We start from the raw sequence: 22,753 nt of genomic DNA on the forward strand, positions 1-22,753 counted from the left end.
TTTTCGTATCTTTGCCGCATGGAACCCTCGCAAAGCCTCGAAGATTTCTACCACAAAAAGCTGGACTGGCTGCCCGCCAATCTCAAAAAGGAGATGGGGCATTTCAACGTATTCCGCCTTGCCGACGTCCTCGGCAAGCCCCATAGCCCCATGCCTTACCGGCGCATCGATTTTTATAAGGTGTCCCTGATGATGGGCTGCAACCGCCTGGAATATGCAGACAAGGTCCTCGACATCGACGGCCCCGCCCTCGTCTTCTCCAACCCCCTCATCCCCTACAAATGGGAACGCCTGTCACCCGAACCCACCGGCTTCTTCTGCATCTTTACCGAAGCCTTCTTCCGGCAGTTCGGCCATATCCGCGACTATCCGCTCTTCCAGCCGGGTTCCACCCCCGTCTTCGCCCTCTCGCCCGATCAGGCCGCCATGATCGCCGCCCTCTACGAACGCATGCTCACCGAGATCCGCTCCGACTACGCCTATAAATACGACGTCCTCCGCACCCTCGTGTTCGAATTGATCCACCTGGCGCTGAAAATGCAGCCCGCCAACACCTCCATCTACGCCAACTCCAACGCCGCCGTCCGCATCTCCTCACTCTTTATGGAACTGCTCGAACGACAGTTTCCCATCGAATCTCCTTCCCAGCAGATCGCGCTCCGGGCCCCCTCCGAATACGCCGCACATATGGCCATCCACGTCAACCACCTCAACCGCGCCCTCCGCGAAACCTCGGGCAAGACCACCACAAAACTCATCGCCGAACGCGTCGTCCAGGAAGCCAAATCCCTGCTGCGCCACACCACCTGGAACGTCGGCGAAGTCGCCTCCTGTCTCGGCTTCGCCGAACGCTCCCACTTCATCAACTTTTTTAAAAAGAACACCCGCCTCTCCCCCGGCACCTTCAGGGATAATCATCCCATTGTTTGATTTTTGCACTTATTGGTTTGATATTCGCATCCAATCCCCCCGCCCGCGATCCTACCTTTGCTGGAGAAAATTATAAGGTATGGAAAAGAAAGTATGGTTTATCACCGGCGCTTCGAAAGGACTAGGACTGGCACTCGTCAAAAGACTCCTCGCCGAAGACCAGCTCGTTGCCGCCACCTCCCGGGTGCTGGAAACGCTGGAAGAGGCCCTGCCTGACGCACCCGCGGACCAATTCCTCCCTCTCGAGGTCAATCTCTCCGACGAAGCTTCCGTCGCAAGCTCATTGCTCACCACCTATGAGGTCTTTGGCCGCATCGACGTCGTCGTCAATAACGCCGGCCATGGCATCGGCGGCGCCATCGAAGAGCTGCCGCTCGAAGAGATCCGCGCCAACTTTGAAGGGAATATCTTCGTTCCGATCCTCGTCATCCAGAAAGTGATGCCCTACCTGCGCAGGCAGCGCTCGGGACATATCATCAACATCTCTTCGATCGCGGGCTTTGCCGGCGTCGTCGGCTGGTCCGCCTATGCGGTCGCCAAAAATGCGGTGATCGGTCTGTCGGAAGTGTTGGCCCGCGAGGTCCGCCCGCTGGGCATTCACGTTACGGCAGTCGCTCCCGGCGCCTTCCGCACCCAGTTCCTCACAAGTGAGTCCCTGGTCTTTGGCGGCGCCACACGCGAAGATTACGAGGATGTACACCCGTCCCACACGAAATATCTCTCCATCGACGGGAAACAGATCGGCGATCCGGTAAAAGCCGCCGCCGCCGTGATCGCTGTCGCCGACTCCCCCGAACCTCCTACCCTGCTCTTCCTCGGAAGCGATGCCTATAACCGCGCTACCGCGAAGATGCGCCACCTGGACCGGCTTATCTCTGACGCATTCGACCCTCGGGATTGTCGCGTTCCCACAACATGAGGAAAGCAAACGGTCGCTAGTTTTGTATCGTCAACAAATGATAAATCAAAAAAAGCACCATTATGCAAAAGATCATTCCCTTCCTGTGGTTCGACAACCAGGCCGAAGAAGCAGCCAACTTCTACGTCTCCGTATTCAAAAACTCGAAGATCAACAACGTCACCCGCTATGGCGACGCAGGCCCCGGCCCAAAAGGCACCGCCATGATCGTCACCTTCACCCTCGAAGGCCAGGACTTCTATGCCCTCAACGGCGGCCCGATGTTCAAATTCACCGAAGCGGTATCCCTGTATGTAAATTGTGAGACCCAGGAAGAAGTGGACAAGCTGTGGAACACCCTCATCTCCGGCGGCGGAGCGGAAAGCCAGTGCGGCTGGCTGAAAGACAAATACGGCCTTTCCTGGCAGATCATCCCCACCGCCCTGCAACGGATCCTCGGCGGTCCCGATCCCGTCAAGTCCGGCCGCGCCATGCAGGCCATGCTAAAAATGCAAAAGCTCGATATCAAAGCGCTCGAAGCCGCCTACGAAGGGAAATAGCGCTTATTGCACCGCAAAGTCGCGGACCGGCTTACTCGCTACGCAGGGACCTCACTGGATTGGCCAGCGCGGCCCGCACCGCCTGCCAACCGATGGTCAGCAACGCCAGCCCAAGCGCGGCGCCACCCGCCACGACAAAAACCCACCACCCAATGGAAACCCGATAGACAAAATCCTGCAACCACCGGTACATCCCCCACGCCGCCAACGGCGAAGCGATGACGATGGCAACAATGACAAGCCGTAAAAAATCCCGCGAAAGAAGGGCGACAATGCTGGCCGCGCTGGCGCCCAACACTTTCCGGATCCCGATCTCCCGGGTACGCACCTGCGCCGTATAGGTAGCCAGACCAAAAAGCCCAAGACAGGAGAGAAAGACCGCGACACCGGCAAACAACGAGAAGAGACTGCCCGTACGAATATCCGCGCGATACATTCGCTCGTAGTTCTGATCCAGAAATCCGTAGTCGAAGGCGAAGCCGGGGTTATACTGCTTCCAGATCCTCTTCGCGGCAGCGATCGCCTTCGAGGCTTCATGACCGTTGGTCTTTACATAGTATACCGAACCGGCAGCCCGGTACCGTAAGACCAGCGGAGCGATGGCCGTATGCAGCGACTGAAAATTGAAATCCCTGATCACCCCGATAATAGTGCCATTGACGTCGTGCAGCTTAAACCGCTTCCCGACCGGATCGGCGATCCCCATCTGCCGCACGGCTGTCTCATTCAGGATAAAGTGGGTGCTGTCCGCCGCCCGCCCGCTAAAATTGTCACCGGCGGCAAGCGGGATCTTCATCATCGGGAGCAGCCGCTCGTCGACGTTCAGAAAATTGACGACGAATACACTATTGATGGGTTTGCCGTCCCAGTCCGTCTCGCCGGTGCTGTTATGGACATCGACAAGGTTGTCATTGGACACCGCCACCTCCTTTATCGCCGGCTCTTCCCGAAGTTGATCCAACACGGCACGGGAATGTTCCCACATCTGCCGGCCGAAGAAGGTAAACACCTGGCTCCGGTTGTAGCCCGGGTCACGCTGACGAATATAACTAAGCTGCCCACCGATCACCAGGGTCGCGATGATCAGCCCCACCGAAAAAACAAATTGCGTCGTCACCAGCACCTTCCGGAAAGTGACATTCCCAACCCCCTTGATCACCCCCTTTATCGCCCGGAGGGGTTCGAAGGAAGAAAGCAGCAACGCGGGATACACCGCCGAAGCCAGCAACACACCCACACCGGTAACCGCCACCACCTTCCATAAACCGGTATCGGTAATGTCCGGGTGAACCTGTTTGCCGGCAAGCGAATTATAATAAGGGATCAAAAGATAGATCAACCCAAAAGCCAGCACCAGCGAAACCACGTAAAAAAGGACCGTCTCCACCACGAACTGGGCAAACAACTGCCGCTTCGCCGCACCGATGATCTTCCGCACGCCCACCTCCCTTGCCCGCAACATCGCCCGCGCCGTGGAGAGATTGACATAATTGATACTTGCGATCAACAGGATGAATACAGCGATCCATATAAAAATGCGCACCGTCTGCAACAACGGGGCGCTGCCATCCGCCTTACGCAGATGGATATCTTTCAAGGGCTGTAGCTGGAACGCGTCCTCGGGCATCGAGACCCTTATCTGGGGCGCGGCCTTCATCTGGATGGCCAGCAGCTTTTCGCCGATCGCTTTCGTAGAAACCCCCGGCTGAACCTCCAGCAACGTGAGATAGCCAAAATTGCTCCAGTCGGATTCCATGGTAGGATTGAGGCCCGTCCCGTCATAGTCCCGCCGGAAGGTGGTGATCGGGAACAGGAGATCGGCCTTGATCGAAGAATTTTCCGGAATATCCGCCAGCACACCACTCACGACAAACGGGTCCTTATGATCACCCATGATCACCTTCCCCATCGGGTCGGCGGCGCCAAAATATTTCCTGGCCGTCGATTCCGTTATGACGACGGATTGCGTGTTTGGCCACAACTGCCTCGCATCTCCCGCCAGCAGCCGGAAGTCCAGCATTTGCAAGAGATTGGAATCCGCATAGAGGGCCACCGGCTTGTCAAACGGCCGGTCGCCATAGCTGAAAACCCCGTATCGCCAATCGGGAAAGAACCGCACCGCATTCACCACCCCGGGGATATTTTTTACCGCAGCGGGCCCCACAGCTGCCGTAGTCGTTTCGTACACCTGCCGCGTAGCCCCCATGACACCCGGCGTATTCACCCGGTAGATATTCGCCGCCTTCCGGTGAAACGCATCGTAGCTCATTTCATCCTGCACCCATAACAGGATCAGTATCCCCACGGCCAGGCCGATGGTCAGCCCGAGCACATTGATCCCCGAATAGAGTTTGTTGCGGAGGATATTCCTCCAGGCGGTTTTAAAATAATTGCGGATCATAATTGGATCATAATTGATTAAATATAGCTAAAATCCGGGGGCCTTCCGCGGCGCCAGTAAAGTACATTTGATGACAACCACTCCTTATGCGCCACCGCCCGATCCCCATCTTCACAGCATTCCTGCTGTTACTCGCAGCCATTATCATTCCAGGCTGCCATCCCTCGTCTTCGCTCCTCCGGCCCCGGTCCGCCGCCTTCCAGCAACCCGCCCCCGCCACCTACCGGGTACGGTTAAAGACGACAAAAGGCGTCATCCTGTTGCAGGTCGACCGGGAATGGTCGCCACATGGCGCCGATCGCTTTTACCAGCTCGTCCGGCACGGCTATTATGATTCCGCCGCCTTTTTCCGGATCCGCCACGCCAACTGGGCGCAATTCGGTGTCGCCGCCAACCCCGCCGTCGCAAGCGCCTGGCGCCATGAAACGATCCCCGACGATCCCCGCCGCCTCTCCAACACCCGCGGCACGGTCGACTTCGCCTTCAAAGATCCCAACGGCCGCACCACCCAGCTGTTCATTAACCTGCGGGATAACAGCAGCACCCATGACAACGAACCCTTTGTGCCGATCGCCCGGATCATCGAAGGGATGGACGTCGCCGACTCTCTTTTCTCCGGCTATGGCGAAAAAGCCGGCGGCGGCATCCGCGGAGGCAAACAGGATTCCCTATTCGCAGAAGGCAACGCCTGGCTTCACCGCAATTTCCCACGCCTCGATTATATCCTGCAGGCTCGCATCATTGATGTGAATCACTAATTTTCGGCAAACGACCGTAATTTTCATAAAAACCCCGGGTTTTTAGAGGCAATTCTGTAATTTCCAATTGTCGTCCTGCCGCGCTATACCAACTACTACACATGAGGAAACAAACGCAAAGGGTGTCTCAATTATTGAGACACCCTCTTTTTTGCGGACCATATTCGTTATCGGATCAGTATTGCGGATTCTGCGCGACAATAGGATTCTGCTGGATCTCCGTCAATGGGATCGGCCAGACGAACCGGAAGTCGCTGTACGGGATGGCGCCCTGTCCTGCCGTGTAGGACCCGCCACAGTTGTAGACGGTGAACGGCTTCACGGAAGCATTCACCGCTTTTGCCGGGATGCCGCCGCCGGCGGAATAGACCGGATCAGTGCCTAACCGGTGGATATCGGCCCAGCGCTTACCCTCACCCAGGAATTCCACCCTTCTTTCGAAGAGGATGGCTTTCACCAGTGCGGTCTGATCGGCAAAACCTCCCGCTGTATACGCTTCCGTCGACAGACCCAGGGACCGGTTCCGGACGCCGTTCAACAAGCCGACCGCCTGCGCCGAGACACCGCTGGTGCTCCTGGCCACGGCCTCGGCCATGGTGAGCAATACTTCAGCATACCGGATCTGCGGGGCGTAATCACCCAGCCCGATGCTATCCCGGTACTTATAAACAAACAAGCTCTGGCTGCCGTTGGCATCGCTGCCCTTACTGACGACAGTAACTCTCCGTTTGTCGTCACAAAGCCATCTCGGGTCATTCCAGATGATGGGAGAAACGACGATCAATCCCCTCCCCTTATGGTCGGAGGCGGCATAAACCGTAGAGATGGCCGCATTGACCCCGGGGTTGTCAAGCGCATCGTTCTTAATGGAGAAGATACTTTCCTTCGTGCTGTAATTGCCCAGTTTGAACGGATCATCGGGGTTGGCGTCCATGGTCCAGCCGCCGATGGGGCTGGTAAAGGGACCACTTCCCGAAATGATCTTGTTGCCTTCAGCGATAACCCCTGCCCAATCCCCCATGTGAAGCTTCACCCGCATCTTGAGCGCGATGGCCGCTGCCTTGGTAGCGCGGTAGACCTGGTTGGTCACCGGCAGATGAGCTTCGGCAAAATCCAGATCGGCCAGGATATTCGCATAGACGCTGTCCGTACGCATCCGAGGCCTCGTGTAAATAGCAGCCACCGCCGTGCTGGAAGCGATAGCGGAGTCCCGCCAGGGTACCCCGACGCCCTTGCCTCCGCCATCGGCGTACGGCCGGGCAAAATGGATCAGCGCCTCATGATGCGCCATTGCCCTGAGAAAACGGCATTCCGCCGTGTATTGAATCGCTATCGAATCGGTGATGACCTTGACCTTTTGGGCGCCCTCAAAGCCGGCGACACAGACATTGGCTTCGTTGATCAGCGCATACAACCCCTTCCACATAGCAACTACGTTCGGGGCAACGGAGTTCTGGGTGTTCTGGTAGACGATCTGGTAAAAGGTCGCGATATTCACCAGGTCCTCCCCCCGCATATCCCCCTGCTCGATATTGGCGGCTCCAAACGGATATCCGCGACGGCTGCCGTCCGTATACAGGCCACTCTGTGCGGCGTCATACACGCCGTTCAGGGAGAGATCGCAACGCGCCTTCGTAGAGAAAGCGGTTGCGGATGTGACGGAATTATTGGGAGCCGTTTCCAGCACCTTCTTGCAGCCGGAAAGAGCGGTGATGACCAGTGATCCTATGATGATTGTTTTCTTCATGATGCATTGATTGAAATGTTACGAAATTAGAAGCCTACCGATAAACCAACCGATACACTCCTGATCTGCGGCGATACGGCATTGTCGACACCGGCTGTGCTGATGTTCTCCGGATCGGCGCCCTTATACTTCGTCCAGGTATGGACGTTCTGAGCCTGTGCAAAGGCCTTGATCGAACGGATATTCCCGTTGCTCCACTTCAGCATCTTCTGACCCAGCTCGTAGGACAGGATGATATTTTGCAGCTTCAGGAATCTCCCGTCCTCGACGAACCGGGAATTGCCGATATTCGACTGGCTGATATTGGCGTCCTGGCCATACATCACCTTGGGCACATCGGTGACCTGGCCGGGGTGCGTCCAGCGATTCAGAATCTCGGCGCCGTTGTTCTGGAATTTCTGATTGAACAGCACATCCTGACGGGTAACGTTCATGATCTTGTTACCACCCGAGTAGCGGAACATGAATTCCAGTCCGATACCCTTATACGTAAAGGAGTTGTACAAACCGCCATACCAGGTGGGAACGCCATTGCCCAGTTTCGTCATATCCGAGGCAGCCAGCGAAGACTTGGCGCCCAGCGTCCCGTCATCCTTACCATTGGCCGCATAGATAACGCCGGCGTTCGACCCGGCCTGCAGATTCACCTGTACAAGGGTTCCATCGGCTTTGTAGAACATCGCGTTCCCGTTTTGCTTGTTAACGCCTGCGGAACGATAGCCCCAGATAATATGGATCGGATCACCCACGCGGATCAGATTGTAATTCCCGTCCGTAAGCGTCTTGGTAGGCACTCCACCGATCGGGTACAGGTTCGTGATCTTATTGGCAACATGAGAATAGTTGAAGGAGAGATTCCAGGTAAAGTCCTGGTGCTGGATGATGTTGCCGCCAAGAGACAGCTCGATCCCGCGGTTGCTAAGCGTACCGATATTCTGGGAAATGCTGCCGCCGCTCAAACCGGTCGACCCGGCAATACCGGCGCTCAACGGCGTAGGTACCGCCAGCACCAGATTATTCACATCGTTCAGGAAATAATCGGCGGTGAAGTTGAACCGGTTCTTATAAATGCCCAGATCGATGCCTCCATCCCATTTCTGACTCGTCTCCCACTGCAAAAGGGGATTACCCACACCGGTAGCGCCCAACCCGCTGACGTTCCCGTAGGCGGCATTCCCGAAGTTTGTCAGGTAAGGGAACCCTGTCAGGGTGTTGCCCACCTTTGCATAAGAGGCCTTGAGTTTCGCCTCGCTGATCCACCTGGCCAGGAAACCGCTCTTCTGCCAGAACTCTTCCTGCGAAGGACGCCAGCCTACAGAAAAGCCGGGGAAAGTACCATACCGGCGACCGGGCGCCAGGGCGCTCTGACCGTCACGCCGGAAAGATGCCTGCGCGAAGTATTTACTCCGGAAATCATAGTTGAACCGGCCAAAGGAGGACAGGAAACCGGTATTCGTAAAGTTGCCCCCGATGGTCTGGATGGTGGCCGCACCGCTGATGACGTTCTTCTGACTGTAGAAAGCGTCGGACAGTTGCGATCCGCTGGCCGTGAAGAATTTATTGGTGGTCTTCTGCACATCATAGCCGCCCGTCACCGAGAAATTGTGATCCCCGGCCTTGAGCGTATAATTGCCATAACTGGACCAGATAAGGTTCAGGATGTTCAGGGACTCGTTAAAAGTGGACCCATTGGTACTGAATCCGTCGCCATGAAAAGCATTAAGGCCCTGGAAAGCGTAGTCATTGTACATATCGATACCGGCCTGCGAATGCAATTTCAGGCCCTTCACCGGTGATACTTCGATATACGTGTTGTTGATGATCCGGTAGTCGTCACCATACAACTTATCATTCCGCAGACTCCAGGCGACATTGAAGAAATTGTCGTCGATGGTCTTGCCGTTGGGCCCGGGGGTCATGAGGTTGTTGGTCGGATACCCGATATTATACCCGCCGTAGCCGGAAGCGCTGAAGGGAGAAACGTTGGGCAACAACCGAAGAGAGGAAGCGATCGCCCCGCCAAGGCCGTTGGAGCCGTTGTTCTGGTCGCCGTTCTCCTGCCGGGTGATCGTCATGCTGTTGCCGAGCCTTACAAACTTGTTGACTTCATAGTCGATATTCGCCCGAACGCGATAGGCCCGGTTATAGTTGCTGACGATAATCCCCCGGTTAAACGAATAGTTAAGGGAAAAATAATAGGCCAGCTTGTCGCTTGCACCCGAAACGGACAGGTTTTGATTGGTAGCACCCGCATTTTTCACCATGACCTGGTTCTGCCAGTCGGTATTGGACGTGTCCGCGGCAGTGTTGATCCCTGCCTGCGTCGCGAGACCGGCATTGGTCAGTTTTTCATTGGCGATCGTTTCGAATTGCTTTGCATTCAGCAGGCTGAATTTTCTCAACGGATTGCTCCAGCCAAACGTCCCATCGTAATTCACCTTGGCCTTGCCCCGGGTTCCCTTCTTGGTAGTGATCACGATCACCCCGCCCGCGGCGCGCGATCCATAGATGGCCGTTGCCGAACCGTCCTTCAGGACGTCCATGCTTTCGATGTCGGCCGGGTTGATATCCCCAAGGGCATTGGAGTTCGTCGTCCCCGCCAGATTACCCGTTGTGATGGGAATCCCGTCTACGACAATCAACGGATCGTTGTTGCCGGTAAGCGATTGTACACCCCGGATGCGAATCACGGCCGGAGTGTTGACCAGGCCACCGGAATTGGTCACCTGCACACCTGCCGCCCGGCCGGCCAGTTGCTTATCAAAAGCAGGTGCCAGCTGGGTGGAAAATTTGGCAGCGTCCACCTTCGCAGCCGAACCGGTAAACGCATTTCTCTGTTGTGTGCCATAACCGACAACGACGACGTCCTGCAAACTCTTATCGGCAGTGGTCAGGACGGCCTTTATCGTTTCGCGGTTGGCGATCTCCAATTCCATCGGCGCAAAACCGACGCCGGTAATAACAAGAACACGGGCAGTCGCAGGGACCTTCAGCGTAAAGCTGCCGTCCAGTCCTGTGCTGGTACCCACCTTGGTGCCCCTCGCCACAACGGATGCGTTGGGGACGGGGTTGTCACTGGCATCGGTCACCTTCCCGGTGATGGTCCTGGTCTGTGCCATGACCTGACATGCCAGCGTCAGCAAACCCAGGAGAACAAACCATTTGATCTCGAGTAATTTTCTCATAAAAGAAGTGTTTTGGTAAAAAACATGATAAAAAGCAGTACTCATCCCCGACCATTCGGAGACTTGACGTGGAGTAGGAACATAGACTAACGGAACAGCCTGGGTTAAAATTCAGGCCCTATGAGCTTTCCGGCAAAAGATAGTATCTGGTAATAATTTTTGGGGGGGAGTGATTGGGAGCAATCGAACGACTGCCCACGAAATTGGCATTTCTCATGTGTGTGTAGTAGTTTTGGTTGTCGCAGTGATCAAGCTGGTTGGTTAACCACCGATTAACAAATATATCGGTTTTTTTTAAAAAAATAAATTTTACTAAAAAAGCTCCCCGCTGAGTCTATCCTGCGGGGAGCTTGCACTAATGGTTAGCGTTATTGACCGATCATCCTCCAATGGCCGACCTCGTCGCCGCCACGATCTTTCCGTTACCCGTATCCTGTATAAAAGCGATCAGCTCGCCCCCGGATGCCGTTATTCCCTCCGGCCAGGCCAGTTGCCCCGAGGCATCCCCCTTTGCATTCAGCGATGCCACCTTGTAACTCCTGACGATCTGTACATGGGATAGCGTCTTCCCATGATTCTCACCCGCCATGACCTTCGTCGTCGCATCATGCTCAACCGCCGCGACGATGATCCGCAACCCATTCCCGCCGCCGTTTGCTTCCCCATGCGCCTGCCAGCTCAATCTTCCGCCGCTGAGCTTCACACCCTCCAACGACAGCTTCCCCGCGGGCGTCCCGGCCAGACCGTTGTCGATCGCCTTATACAACGCCCCGGCATCCGAACCCACAAACTCCGTCTGTCCATTGACGATCACCTGCGGCGTATAAATGGAAGACAAATGAAGCCAGCGCGCATAGTCTTTCTGGCGATCGGAATAGGCTGCATCGCTGAAGGCATCCTTCCAGCCCAGCCGGTCCCAATAGTCCACATGAAAAGAAAGGATATACACCGGCAGATCCTTGTCCGCCTTCTGAACCGCCGCTACCAGCGCATCCGCCGGCGGACAGCTGCTGCATCCCTCCGAGGTGAACAACTCCACCACCGCAAAGCCATTCCCCACGGCCGGTCTCATCCCCAACAACGCATCCCCGCTGCCCGACCCCACTTCCCGACCCCTGAAGGCCAGAAAGGCGCCGGCGATAAGGGCCACGCCCGCGAGGGCCGCCGCTACCCATACTTGTCTGCTCTTTTTCATGATCCTTGATTTAATAAGGCAAATTTCAGCATTATTCATCCGCGGGCACGCCTTTCGCAGTAATAGTATAAAAAAAGAATAATTATGTTAGCCTACACAAATGTATTCAGCAGCTATTCGGTCAACGACCTTCCAAAGGCAAAGGAATTTTATGAGAAGGCTCTTGGCTTCCCGGTCAATCAAACCCCGGAAGGCCTTGCCATACAGGTCAGGAAAGATTACAACGTCTTTTTATATCCAAAACCGAATCACCAGCCGGCCACCTTCACCGTGCTCAACCTGCAGGTATTGAGTGTCGAAGCCGCCGTCGACGCGCTCACCGCCTCCGGGGTGAAGTTCGAACATTATGATGGGGAACTGCAAACAGATGCAAAGGGCATCATGCACGGCGGACCAGGGAAAGGACCCACCATCGCCTGGTTTGCAGACCCCGCGGGGAATATCCTCTCGATCGTGGAAAATCCGCCCGCCTGAGCCGCCTGTTACCAGGCCGGCCGCAGCCGCGCAAACTTCGTCAAAAGACCAGCAGCGGATGCTGCCCTGCCGTATTCAGGTCCCGCCATACCCGGTTGATGGCCGTATCCACCCGCGCGGCGCCAAGCCCCGCATAGGGATAGAGCCGCCCCACCCACTCTCGGACCTTTGCGACCAGCTCATGGCTGATGCTTCCGGCGATGCCGTACAATCCCGGCGCATCCGTTCCCTTCTCCAACGCAGCCCAGCTCCGGTCGAGCGCCCGGTAGAATTCACCCCTCATAGCGCCCATGTCCGATCGCGCAGCCGCCAGCAACCGCTCCATCTCCGCCGCCGCCCCAGGCGACACCCGGCCCGACTTCGCCCGCAGGGCAAAAATCTCCGCGCAGCAGTCAAGAAAATGCAGCCCCATGCCCGAAAGATTGGCGGCCAGCGTGACCTCCGCCAGCGTCAGAAAAGGATATCGGTACAGGACGTTCGCATCCGTGGCAGCCGCGGCTTCGATCACAAACATTCGCTCCGCAGGTACAACCAAACCCTCCACCGAAAACCCATGACTCCCCGTCGCCACAAGCCCCATCGCCTTCCAGTCATCATGGACCCGCACTTCGCCGGGCAGGAACAGAAAAGGCCGCACCACCGGCTGACCATCCGGTCCCGGCAACGGCGCTCCATCCTTCCACACCACGCAATTGGCCGTATACGCCGTGGCATGGCCAACCCCCGAAGCATAGCTCCATCGACCGCTCACGTGATAACCGCCCTCGACGACCCGCGCCTCACCCGAAGGCGATCCACTACCGGCAATGCACAACCGCTCGTCGGCAAAAAGTTGGTCGAAGCCGTCCTCGTCAGATGGCCCGCCGCCGGGGAAGAACCCGGCAAACCAGCCGGCGCCGCTGCAAAGCGTCACCGTCCACCCAACGGCGCCATCGGCAAACGCAAGCCCCTCCTCCAGCCGCACCAACTGCGGCAAAGGCAGGGCCCGTCCGCCCCATCGCTGCGGCACCAGCAGCCGGAACCAGCCCTCCCGGTAGATCAGCTCCAGCACCGCCGGATGCAGATCCCGCCCCTGTTCGGCGGCGGCGGCATGTTCCCGGATAAGTCCGGTTGCCCCATCGGGTAAAAAAGAGTCAGGAGAAGATAAGAAGGTCATAGCGGCTGAGCTTTATAACGTTTGAGCCAATCGAAATACCCAAAGCAGGCTACGATGAACAAAACAATCGTCAGCCCCGCAAAAAGCGGCAGATGCTTATAAAACAACAAAGGTACCGCAAACAAATTGGAGACATTCAGCAACACCCAGTTCTCGATCTTGCGCCGCGCCAGCAGCCAGGTACCGGCCCAGGCAGTTGCGCTTACCCACGCATCCCAGGCCGGGACGGTGGAGTCCGTATAATGCTTTAACAACAGGTACTGGATCACAAACCCGCCGGCAATAATGACGGCCGAAATGCGCCATTCCCCCCGGCTTGTCCGCGCGATCGGCAGCGGCGGCTCGTTCTTCCGCTTATGCCAATGCCACCAGCCATAGACACTCATCGCAAAATAATATCCGTTGAGAACCGACTCCGCATAAAGTTTCGACGCGGCATAGATATAGATCGTCAGCACCGTGCTCACGATACCGGCAGGGTAAAGCAGGATCTTATTCTTCCAGGCCAGCAGCACCTCCGCCACTCCGAACACAACAGCCGTCCATTGCAGCAGGCCTATCAGCCCTTGTATGTCCATAGCGGACGAAGATACCAATTCCCGCTATTCCGTTCGGAGACTTTTTACAGGATTCAACAGCCCCGCCCTGATCGCCTGCCAGCTCACCGTCAGCAACGTGATCACCAACGCACCCACACCCGACAAGGCAAAGACCCACCAGGAGATCGGCGCCCGGTATTCATACTGCTGCAGCCACTGATGCAGGAAATACCAGGAGATCGGGATGGCGATGAAACAGGAGATCACTACCAGCATCACAAAGTCCTTGGACAGCATCCGCCAGACATGGAAAAGCGAAGCGCCAAGCACCTTCCGCACCCCGATCTCCTTTGTCCGCTGCTCCGCCACAAAAGAAGCCAGCCCAAACAATCCCAGACAGGAGATAAAGACAGCCAGGATCGCAAAGACGGTCGCCAGACTGCCGATCCGCTTTTCATCATCAAACTTCTTGGCATATTCCTCATCCACAAACTGGTATTCAAACGAGCTCCCGGGATTGTATCGTTTAAAGATGGGCTCGATCGCCGCCAGCGCCGACTTTGTCGTCATCGTCGGACTCAGCCGGACCGTGATCACCTGCGTCCACCCGTAATCCAGAAAAAAGATCGTCGGCTTGATCGGCTGATACGGCGATTCCATCACCATATCTTTTACGACCCCGATCACGGTATGCGGCTGATCATTCCACTGGAAGATCTCCCCTACCACGTGCTTCAGCCCCGTCAGTTTCACCGCGGCTTCGTTCAGGATCAGCGCCCCGCCATATTTTACCACCGAGTCGGGATGCCCCGCGATACCCGCCGCGACAGTCGCGCCGCTATCGGTGACAAACTGCCGCGAATAATCGCGGCCCTCCCTGATCTTCCAGCCCATCGTCCGCCCGAAATCATGCGTACAGGCGACGATCCCGAACAGGGGCGTGGTAGTCGGGTCCTTTCCCTTCCAGCTAAAACCGATCTGGTTGGAATAAATACTCGTCACCGGACTCGAAGACTCCGACATATCCACCACCGCGCCCGTCCGCAACAGATCGGCCCGCATGACATCATAATGGCCGTAGATCTCCGGCGTGGTCATATTGATCGAGATCAGCCCCTCCCGGCTATAACCCACCGGCCGGCTGCGGGCATAATTTATCTGCTCGAAGACCAGGATGGTCCCGATGATCAGCGCCACCGACACGGTGAACTGGACAACCACCAGTACCTGCCGCGGCAAAGAAGCATATTTCCCAACCCGGAACGTACCCTTCAGCACCCGGATAGGCTCAAAACCCGAAAGATAGAACGCCGGATAGCTCCCCGCGACCAGACCGGTGAAAAGGGTGAACCCTACCACCATGAGCCAGAACAGGGGCTGCGCCCAGGGCAGGTGCATATCCTTATCCGCAAGCGTATTGAAAAAAGGCAGCGAGATCAGCACCCAGACAAGCGCGAACACCAGGGCCAGCAACGCTACTACAACCGATTCACAAAGGAATTGTCCGATCAGCTGTCCACGCAACGAACCCACGGTCTTGCGGATCCCCACTTCCTTGGCCCGCTTCTCACTCCGCGCCGTAGAGAGATTCATGAAATTGATACAGGCCAGCAGCAACACAAAGGCCCCGATGATCCCAAAAAGCCAAACGAATTTTATCCGCCCGCCCGTAACCTTCCCATTCGTAAAATCGCTGTACAAATGAAAATTATCCATCGGCTGCAACACCAGGTGTTCGTCCCCATCCTTATTATGCGGCTTGGCGATATCCTTTATCTTGGCCGTCACCTTGTCTGCCGTCGTATTCGGCGCGATCAGTACAAAAGTCTGCCAGGAGTGGTTTCCCCAATGACTTTCGTTCCGCTTGATCCAGTCATTCTGGGCGACATACTGAGCCCACGATATCAGACATTTCGTGTCGTAAAACGAGGAATTGCGGGGCGGGTCCTGGAATACTCCGGCTACCCTCATCTCCACCTTATTATCCATCCGGACCGTCTTTCCTACGACGTCCTCCGTGCCGAATAATGTCCTGGCCAGGGTCTGGCACACCAGGATCGAACTGGGGTCAGCCAGCGCTTTCGCCGTTCCCCGTTGCATCCGGAGCGGCACGATCTGGGCAAAGTCCGGTTCTACAAACATCCCGTTCTCCGTTATCTTCTTGTCATTCACCGCCAGGATATGTTGGAAATTCCAGCTGGTCCGCGATACTTTTGGCAGATCGGCGCCATATTTGGTGCGCAGCTCCGGCGCCACCGGCAGGCTCACGGCCTGACCCGTACCGGTATTCCCGTTGAAGGTCTGCGTCGTCATCACCTGCGCGATCTGCGAATGGTTGGGGTAATAATGGTCAAAGGACACCTCGTCCCAGATCCAAAGCCCGATCAGCAGGGCAACGGCCATCCCGATCGACAACCCAAGGGTGTTGATGAGGGAGTACCACTTGCTTTTAAGGATATTACGCCAGGCGATAACAAAGTAATTTCTGAACATATTGACCGGTTTGCCCCAAGAGACGCGTTTGTCCGGACAAATGTTGCATCTGTTGTTACAAATCTTGCCCCGGATCGTTACATTTGATTACCCTCCGGGGGCAAAACATCAACTCGCCTTATGTTCCGCAATTTCTTAAAACTCACCGTCCGCCAGCTGATCCGGCAAAAAAGCTTTACGCTCATCAACATCCTCGGCCTTACGGTCGGCCTCAGCAGCTGCATCCTCATCGGCCTGTTCATCACCGACGAACTCAGCTATGATACCTTCCATACCCAGGCCCCGCGTATCGTGCGGGCTACCATGGAGTACGGCTCCGCCGGCCGGACTTCGACAACGGCCGTAACCGGCACAAAAGTCGGCCCCCAGTTGAAACGCAGCTTCCCGGAAGTCCGGGAATATGTGCGCACCTACAAAGCGACCCGGATGATCGGCGTGGGCGATAAATCCTTCAAGGAGCCCCAATTCCTCTACGCCGATACCGCCTTCTTCTCCGTCTTTTCCTTCCCCCTGCTCTCGGGCAACCCGCATAGCCTGGCCAACCCCGGCCAGTTGATGATCACCCGCCGCGCCGCATTGAAGTATTTCGGTACAACAGACGTCATCGGCAAAACCCTCCGGGTCGAATACACCACTAACTACGCCATCGCCGGCGTGCTGAAAGACCCACCCGGCAACTCCCAGATCCAGTTCGACTTCGTCACCGATTTCACGAGGCTTCCCCAGGCGGCAAAGGAAGATTGGTTCAGCGCCAACTGGTACACCTATTTCCTGCTGAACAGGGCCGACAGCCGTGCCGGGCTCGAACGGCAGATCAACGCCTATATGCAAACTCCGGCCGTGAAAGCGCAAGCCGATCTGAAAGGAAAGGACTATCTCGCTTACCATCTCGAACCGCTGCTCCGCGTCCATCTGCACTCGCCACTCCCGGGACTCGAGCCCAATGGCAGCGTCACCACGCTGTATATCCTGCTTGCGATCGGAATACTTATCCTCGTGGTCGCCTGTTTCAACTATACCAATCTCACTATCGCGCAGTCCGCCAACCGGACAGGCGAGATCGGCGTCCGTAAGGTGTTGGGGGCGGCAAGAGGGCAGCTGTTTACTCAGTTCGCCGGTGAATCGCTGCTGCTGACGGCCCTGGCGCTCGTCCTGGCCCTCGTACTCAGCATCCAGCTCCTGCCCTTCTTCAACCAGCTGGCCGGGAAACACCTGTCGGCCGCCGATGTACTCCAACCGGTGACGCTGCTTTCGATCCTCGGGGCCGCCCTGCTGATCGGGTTCCTGGCTGGCGCCTATCCCGCCCTGCTCCTCTCCGGGACCCGGCTGATAACGATCCTCCGCTCCGGCTTCCGGGTCGCCGGCGGCAACACCGGTCTGCGCCGGACACTCATCGTCGCCCAGTTCGTCATCTCGCTGTTTCTCATTATCGCGACGACGATCATCCTTCAGCAGATGCACTACATCCGCAACAAGGACCTGGGCTATGATCGCGATCACGTCCTCGTAGTCCCCGTCAACTGGCGGGATATGCCGCAATACACGGCCCTGAAGACAGCCATGAGCACCCTTCCGGGCGTACAGGAGATTACCGGTTCCAGCAGCGCACCCACCTCCGTCGGCTGGATGGATATGCTTTCCGCTGATAACGGCAGCGGCCCGCTGCGGTTCCCCGTCAATTGCATCCCCTCCGACCTGGGTTTTGTAAAGACGATGAATATGCAGCTGATCGCCGGCACGGATCTCACCCCGGCCGATCTGCCTGCCAACCGGCCGCTGGACGCGGAAAAAAACCAGACGCTGTCGTTCATCATCAACGAGACCACAGCAAAAAAGATTGGCTGGACACCCGAACAGGCCATCGGAAAAAAGATCGTCCGCTATGGCCAGAACGGCGAGATCCGCGGTGTGGTAAAGGATTTTCATTTTGCCTCGATGCACCAGCCCATCGGTCCGATCCTCATTTATGCCGATACCGCCCAGCTACAGTGTCTTCTGCTTCGCATCGGCAGCGGCAACCTCACCGGGCTGATCGAAGGGCTGCAGGCCACCTGGAAAAAATACATCGCCCAACGCCCCTTCGAATACCATTTCCTCGACGAGGACTTCAACAAGCTGTATGTGACGGAACAGCGTACCGCCACGATATTCACCGTATTCTCCACCCTCGCCATCGTCCTGGCCTGTCTCGGCCTCTTCGGGCTGGCGGCGATCAGCACGGTGCAACGCACAAAAGAGATCGGCATCCGAAAAGTGCTCGGCGCCGACCTCTTTAATATCTGTCTGCTGATAAGCCGCTCGTTCCTGTGGATGGTCCTGCTCGCGATCGTGATCGCCAGCCCCCTGGCCTGGCTCGCCGCCAATCAATGGCTGGAGGGATTTGCCTATCGCATCCCGGTGCACGTCTGGATCTTCCCCCTGGCCGGCGCGGGTGTCGTGCTGCTCGCTTTCGGGACCGTCAGCTACCATGCACTTCGGGCCGCGACCATGAACCCCGCCAGAAGTCTGAAAACAGAATAGGCGCGCGCTGGACCTCATACCGGAAGAGCAAGGGAAAAAAACAGAAAAGGAACAGCGAATGCTGCATCTCCAGCGTCGACTCCGTTGACATCAGCAGGAGCTGCATCGCAAGGATAAACCATCCTTCCTTCGTCCCCGTCCTTCGGGCCAGCTCTACCAGCAGGGCGATGGCCGCCAGGAAAATGCAAAACCCGGCCACCCCGCTGCGGACCAGGACCTCGATATACTGGTTGTGAAAGTTGTAGCTTAGAAAACCCCGGCTCATGTTCGCCGTCAGGTATTTCCGGTTCAGCAGGTCCTGGCTGTCGCCCGAGGTTACCCCGATGGCCCAGGCCCGCCGCTCGTTGAGGATCTCTTCGGCAAACTGCCAGATCAGCAACCGTAGCGACACCCCGTTGAAAACCGCGTGCAGCGGAACATGGTGTTTACCGGCATAACGCAGATCGTCATGCATGATGTCCTGGTAACGGTCCCCCACCGGATTTCGGGTAACGGCCAGCGTGCCCGTACCGCCAATGACCAGCAACGCAAGACCCACAAACTGACTCGTCTTCAGCTTCACCCGGCTCCAACCCCTTAGGTAAACGAGGAAAACGATCGCCTGCAGGATCAGCATCAGCTTCGACGCAAGCAACACCATCATCACGGTAAAAAAGATCGTCAACGCCATTCGCAGCTTTCCTTTTCCTTCCGGACTCAGGAGGTAAAGCTGCGCGACGAACACGTACCCCGAAAAAAATACCGCGTTGACCCCGATGACCTCCGTCAGGGCATGATAAAAGAAAAGTCCCGCATCGCCCGTTTGCCGGTACTGCCACACCGCCACCGCCAGACAAAACCCGCAGATCCCCGCAAGCAGCAGACAATATCCCCGCAGCAGCTGCAGGAAACCCTTCCGGTCGATGGGCTCCCCGGCGCAAAAGACAAACGGGATCGCCACAAGGGTCGCCTTGCTTTCCACATGCTTGTATGCCGTATAAATGTCATGCGTGTAGAGCATCCCCAGCACTTCGATCGCAAACAGGGAGAAATAGGCGAGGAAGAACCGGTTGGTAAACGCCGTCCGGATGGCCGCCAGCGGCCTGCCCCCGTAGGCCAAACGCCAGACAAGCAGCAGGATGATCAGAATACTGTTAAGATTGAACCAGGATAATAGCGTAGTCGCAACGATCGCCAGGATCAGCAGGAAGACCGGCTTCTTTTGTAAAAAGGGGATGTGCCTGTTCTCGTTCATATATAACCGCAGTTTCGCGAACACGCCTGGATGATGAAAGGTTTCTGCATAGTATACGTACCGGCAAGGGATAAAAGTTGCCTCTTCCCTCCCCGCAGCGAAGAGTTTTCCCGAATCCCCCGCCGGCGGGCCCGCATTCTCCGGCGCTCCACCTGCGAAACCCCCTCCTGCCGGCCACCATTTCTCCACCCCCGTCTTCCGCGGAACCCCGCATTGGCACCAATCTTGCATGTCAAAAGGATGGCCCGATGCTTCCTTTCGTCATGCCTGGTTTTCATGCTGTTGTTTATCAGCTGTAAGAAGAATTCCCCCAGCTCGCAGTCCCGGGGGGAAGGCGGCGGCGACACGGCTGCACCGGCTACTCCCGTGGCGCCCGGTACCAGCACAAAAAAGGGCGCCGATTTCAATGTCTATACCCAATACGGCACCTACGAATCGAATGTGGTAAATCTGAAAGCATTCTGGTATTATACCTGGGGCACCCTCGTACCGGTCCCCACACCGCAGAACTGCGATTTCGTGTCGATGTTCTGGGGCTCGGGCAATATGACGGACGCGAATATCGCCGCCATTCAACAATCGAAGGCGCAGGGACAGGTAAAATATGTCCTCGGCTTCAACGAACCCGATCGCTCCGATCAGGCCAATATGACCGTCTCACAGGCCCTCGCCTTCTGGCCGAAGCTGGAGAGTCTCGGCCTGCCCCTCGGCAGCCCCGCCGCTTCCTGGCCCACCCTGCAATGGTTTTATGATTTTATGGATTCGGTCATCGCCGAAAAAAAGCGCGTAGACTTTATCTGCGTGCATATGTATGTCGGCACCGATGACAACAGCTTTGTCCAGACGCTGCAGACCGTGTACAACAAATATCATCTTCCCATCTGGATAACGGAATTCGCCACTGCCGACTGGAACGCCACCACCACCGCCACCAACCATTACACCGCAGCCGATGCGCTCGGCTTCATGCAACGGCTGTTACCCAAACTCGACGCCCTCCCTTACGTCCAACGCTATTCCTGGTTCTCCGGCGACCCCACCAGCGCCGCCCTCTGGCCCTCCGCGCTCATCGGCACCGACGGCAAACTCACCGCGCTCGGCCAATGGTATGCCGCCTACCAGGCCAATACGGCAATCAAACCCTAGCTCACTCCTTCCGATATAACACCCAAATATCATTGATCGTATTCACCCCCCGCGCATCTAAAAAACTATCGATCCCCCACAACAGCCGCGACGAACAAAACACCCGTCGGTAACCCATACTGTCCAGCCATCCCAACTGGCCCTTCAACTGATCATAGGTGCCCGCAACGTACTCGCCTGTGACCAATCGCACCGAATCCCCCGGCCCCAGTCGCCGGAATTGGATCTCCGGCACCGCCTGCCGGTAAAACACGAACGGCAAATGATGCTCCGTCTCGAAAGGCGTCCGTCCGACCGACGAGATCGTCACCGGCCTGCCGCCGAATTCCCGCTTCAGCAATGAAGTAAAATAGAGGGCCTGCGAATACGGCGTAAACAACAGCACCCCCAGCAAAAACAAATTCAACGCCACACTGAAAACGACAAGCCCGTTGAACCACCGGCGCATCGCACTCCCCTGCCGCCACCACCAATCGATAAGCCCGGCCAGCCCCCAACCGACGAACACCGGCAACACATTCAACACCGGAAAAAGAAACCGTTCTTCCTTATGCGCGACAAGACAATGCCCCACAATAAACAATAGCACCGCAAGCGTCAGCGGGTGTCGGAGCCGCCGCAGCAACGCCGTTCGGAACCCGGTATACAGCAACACAAGACTCAGCGGCGGCGTGACGATCACCGCTGCCAAAACCCCGGCATACAGCAGGAAGGAAGCGGTACCCATCGAGGCCGCCTTGCCTTCGATGATGTTCACTTTATAGTAGGTATAGGGGGTAAACACCCATTCATGGTAAAACCCTGCATCCAGTGCCGTATTCAAAACCGCGCCGGCCACCCCTCCCAGGACAACGGGCAGGATCAGCCGCCGTTCCGCCGGCATCAGCAACATCCAAATGCCAAATCCCACGAGGGCGAATGCCGTCTGAAACCGCGCATAAAAGGCCAGGCTGAACAAAAACCCGGTCAGCAGCGCGACCCACCATCCGCGGGCGCCACTGCGCGGGGAGACATCATACAGGAACAAGCCCCCAAAGAACAAAAAAGAGGAAAGCATCTCGCTGCTGAACAGCGTTCGGGTATACGGAAGAAGCCAGGAGAAATTAAGGATCAGCAATACATAGACCAGCACCCGCCGGTCCCGCTGAAAATAATAAAGACAGATGCTGTTGTACAGTACAAAAAGCGCAAGCCCAAAAAGCAACCGCAACAAACCCAATTGCAGATACGGGTCGTGCAGTCCCAGCGCCCCACAAAACGACGAGTATCCCGAGAAAAGATACACCTGTATCGTCGGTCGCAGATGCGCCGCAAACTCCCAGACCCGGGGCGCCGCCGATGGCCGGTGCAATTGCCACGAAGAAAATTCGATGATCTGAAAATGCTGATCGGGATGATAGATGCCCACTGCCGTCAGACAGAGTATCAGCTGGACGAGAAGCGAAGCCAGCAATACCCCCCGAAGCCGGCGGTCGTCTCTGAGAAGGCCTTTCAAGGTTCCAAAGCTCATAGGTTAG

Annotated in this window: 16 protein-coding genes; 7 read left to right on the top strand and 9 right to left on the bottom strand. The window is 56.7% G+C overall.

Features of this window, described 5'->3' with window-relative positions; all coding sequences use genetic code 11:
- Positions 1–18: 18 nt before the first annotated feature.
- The 3 genes from VGM48_RS09015 to VGM48_RS09025 all read left to right on the top strand — a co-directional run bounded on the left by VGM48_RS09015 (position 19) and on the right by VGM48_RS09025 (position 2,388).
- Entirely contained in the window at positions 19–930 is a 912-nt protein-coding gene (locus VGM48_RS09015) for a helix-turn-helix transcriptional regulator (protein ID WP_331578210.1), read from the top strand.
- Positions 931–1,009: 79 nt separating this feature from the next.
- Positions 1,010–1,849, top strand: coding sequence for an SDR family oxidoreductase (locus tag VGM48_RS09020; RefSeq protein WP_331578212.1), 840 nt, complete (start codon positions 1,010–1,012; stop codon positions 1,847–1,849).
- A gap of 62 nt (positions 1,850–1,911) precedes the next feature.
- Positions 1,912–2,388 carry a VOC family protein gene (locus VGM48_RS09025; RefSeq protein WP_331578214.1) on the top strand — a complete coding sequence of 159 codons (477 nt, stop codon included), beginning with the start codon at positions 1,912–1,914 and terminating at the stop codon, positions 2,386–2,388.
- A gap of 31 nt (positions 2,389–2,419) precedes the next feature.
- Here VGM48_RS09025 and VGM48_RS09030 read toward each other — a convergent pair whose 3' ends face one another.
- Positions 2,420–4,789, bottom strand: coding sequence for an ABC transporter permease (locus VGM48_RS09030; RefSeq protein WP_331578216.1), 2,370 nt, complete (start codon positions 4,787–4,789; stop codon positions 2,420–2,422).
- A gap of 86 nt (positions 4,790–4,875) precedes the next feature.
- Here VGM48_RS09030 and VGM48_RS09035 point away from each other — a divergent pair, with 86 nt between their 5' ends.
- Entirely contained in the window at positions 4,876–5,547 is a 672-nt protein-coding gene (locus VGM48_RS09035; RefSeq protein WP_331578218.1) for a peptidylprolyl isomerase, read from the top strand.
- 175 nt (positions 5,548–5,722) lie between these two features.
- Here VGM48_RS09035 and VGM48_RS09040 read toward each other — a convergent pair whose 3' ends face one another.
- The 3 genes from VGM48_RS09040 to VGM48_RS09050 all read right to left on the bottom strand — a co-directional run bounded on the left by VGM48_RS09040 (position 5,723) and on the right by VGM48_RS09050 (position 11,674).
- A complete protein-coding gene (locus VGM48_RS09040) occupies positions 5,723–7,294 on the bottom strand; it encodes a RagB/SusD family nutrient uptake outer membrane protein (protein ID WP_331578220.1) in 1,572 nt (523 codons plus the stop codon).
- Positions 7,295–7,320: 26 nt separating this feature from the next.
- Positions 7,321–10,479, bottom strand: coding sequence for a TonB-dependent receptor (locus tag VGM48_RS09045; protein WP_331578222.1), 3,159 nt, complete (start codon positions 10,477–10,479; stop codon positions 7,321–7,323).
- A gap of 379 nt (positions 10,480–10,858) precedes the next feature.
- Positions 10,859–11,674 carry a DUF1223 domain-containing protein gene (locus tag VGM48_RS09050; protein WP_331578224.1) on the bottom strand — a complete coding sequence of 272 codons (816 nt, stop codon included), beginning with the start codon at positions 11,672–11,674 and terminating at the stop codon, positions 10,859–10,861.
- 84 nt (positions 11,675–11,758) lie between these two features.
- Here VGM48_RS09050 and VGM48_RS09055 point away from each other — a divergent pair, with 84 nt between their 5' ends.
- Positions 11,759–12,148 (top strand): VOC family protein, encoded by a 390-nt coding sequence (locus VGM48_RS09055; RefSeq protein WP_331578226.1) that lies wholly within the window; start codon positions 11,759–11,761, stop codon positions 12,146–12,148.
- A 40-nt stretch (positions 12,149–12,188) separates the two neighbouring features.
- Here the strand turns inward: VGM48_RS09055 and VGM48_RS09060 are convergent, their stop codons facing one another.
- From VGM48_RS09060 to VGM48_RS09070, 3 genes are read right to left on the bottom strand one after another with little or no spacing between them, the layout of a single operon-like run.
- Positions 12,189–13,304 (bottom strand): acyl-CoA dehydrogenase, encoded by a 1,116-nt coding sequence (locus VGM48_RS09060; RefSeq protein ID WP_331578227.1) that lies wholly within the window; start codon positions 13,302–13,304, stop codon positions 12,189–12,191.
- A complete protein-coding gene (gene pnuC / locus VGM48_RS09065) occupies positions 13,301–13,882 on the bottom strand; it encodes a nicotinamide riboside transporter PnuC (protein WP_331578228.1) in 582 nt (193 codons plus the stop codon). The genes VGM48_RS09060 and pnuC overlap by 4 nt, the downstream gene beginning before the upstream one ends.
- Before the next feature lie 24 nt (positions 13,883–13,906).
- Entirely contained in the window at positions 13,907–16,336 is a 2,430-nt protein-coding gene (locus VGM48_RS09070; protein ID WP_331578229.1) for an ABC transporter permease, read from the bottom strand.
- Between the two features lie 120 nt (positions 16,337–16,456).
- Between VGM48_RS09070 and VGM48_RS09075 the strand changes: the two genes are divergently transcribed.
- Positions 16,457–18,856 carry an ABC transporter permease gene (locus VGM48_RS09075; RefSeq protein ID WP_331578230.1) on the top strand — a complete coding sequence of 800 codons (2,400 nt, stop codon included), beginning with the start codon at positions 16,457–16,459 and terminating at the stop codon, positions 18,854–18,856.
- Here the strand turns inward: VGM48_RS09075 and VGM48_RS09080 are convergent.
- Positions 18,795–20,321: an O-antigen ligase family protein gene (locus VGM48_RS09080; RefSeq protein ID WP_331578231.1), complete on the bottom strand. Its 1,527-nt coding sequence runs from the start codon at positions 20,319–20,321 to the stop codon at positions 18,795–18,797. The two genes, VGM48_RS09075 and VGM48_RS09080, sit on opposite strands and share 62 nt — an antisense overlap.
- Positions 20,322–20,330: 9 nt before the next feature.
- On the opposite strand from VGM48_RS09080, the gene VGM48_RS09085 reads away from it, so the two are divergent.
- Positions 20,331–21,236: a glycosyl hydrolase gene (locus VGM48_RS09085; RefSeq protein WP_331578232.1), complete on the top strand. Its 906-nt coding sequence runs from the start codon at positions 20,331–20,333 to the stop codon at positions 21,234–21,236.
- 1 nt (position 21,237) lies between these two features.
- Here the strand turns inward: VGM48_RS09085 and VGM48_RS09090 are convergent, their stop codons facing one another.
- On the bottom strand, positions 21,238–22,746 hold the full coding sequence (locus tag VGM48_RS09090; protein ID WP_331578233.1) for a hypothetical protein: 1,509 nt from the start codon (positions 22,744–22,746) through the stop codon (positions 21,238–21,240).
- Positions 22,747–22,753 lie beyond the last annotated feature (7 nt).

This window comes from Puia sp. (genome assembly GCF_036500295.1).
In the GTDB taxonomy this organism is placed as follows: domain Bacteria; phylum Bacteroidota; class Bacteroidia; order Chitinophagales; family Chitinophagaceae; genus Puia.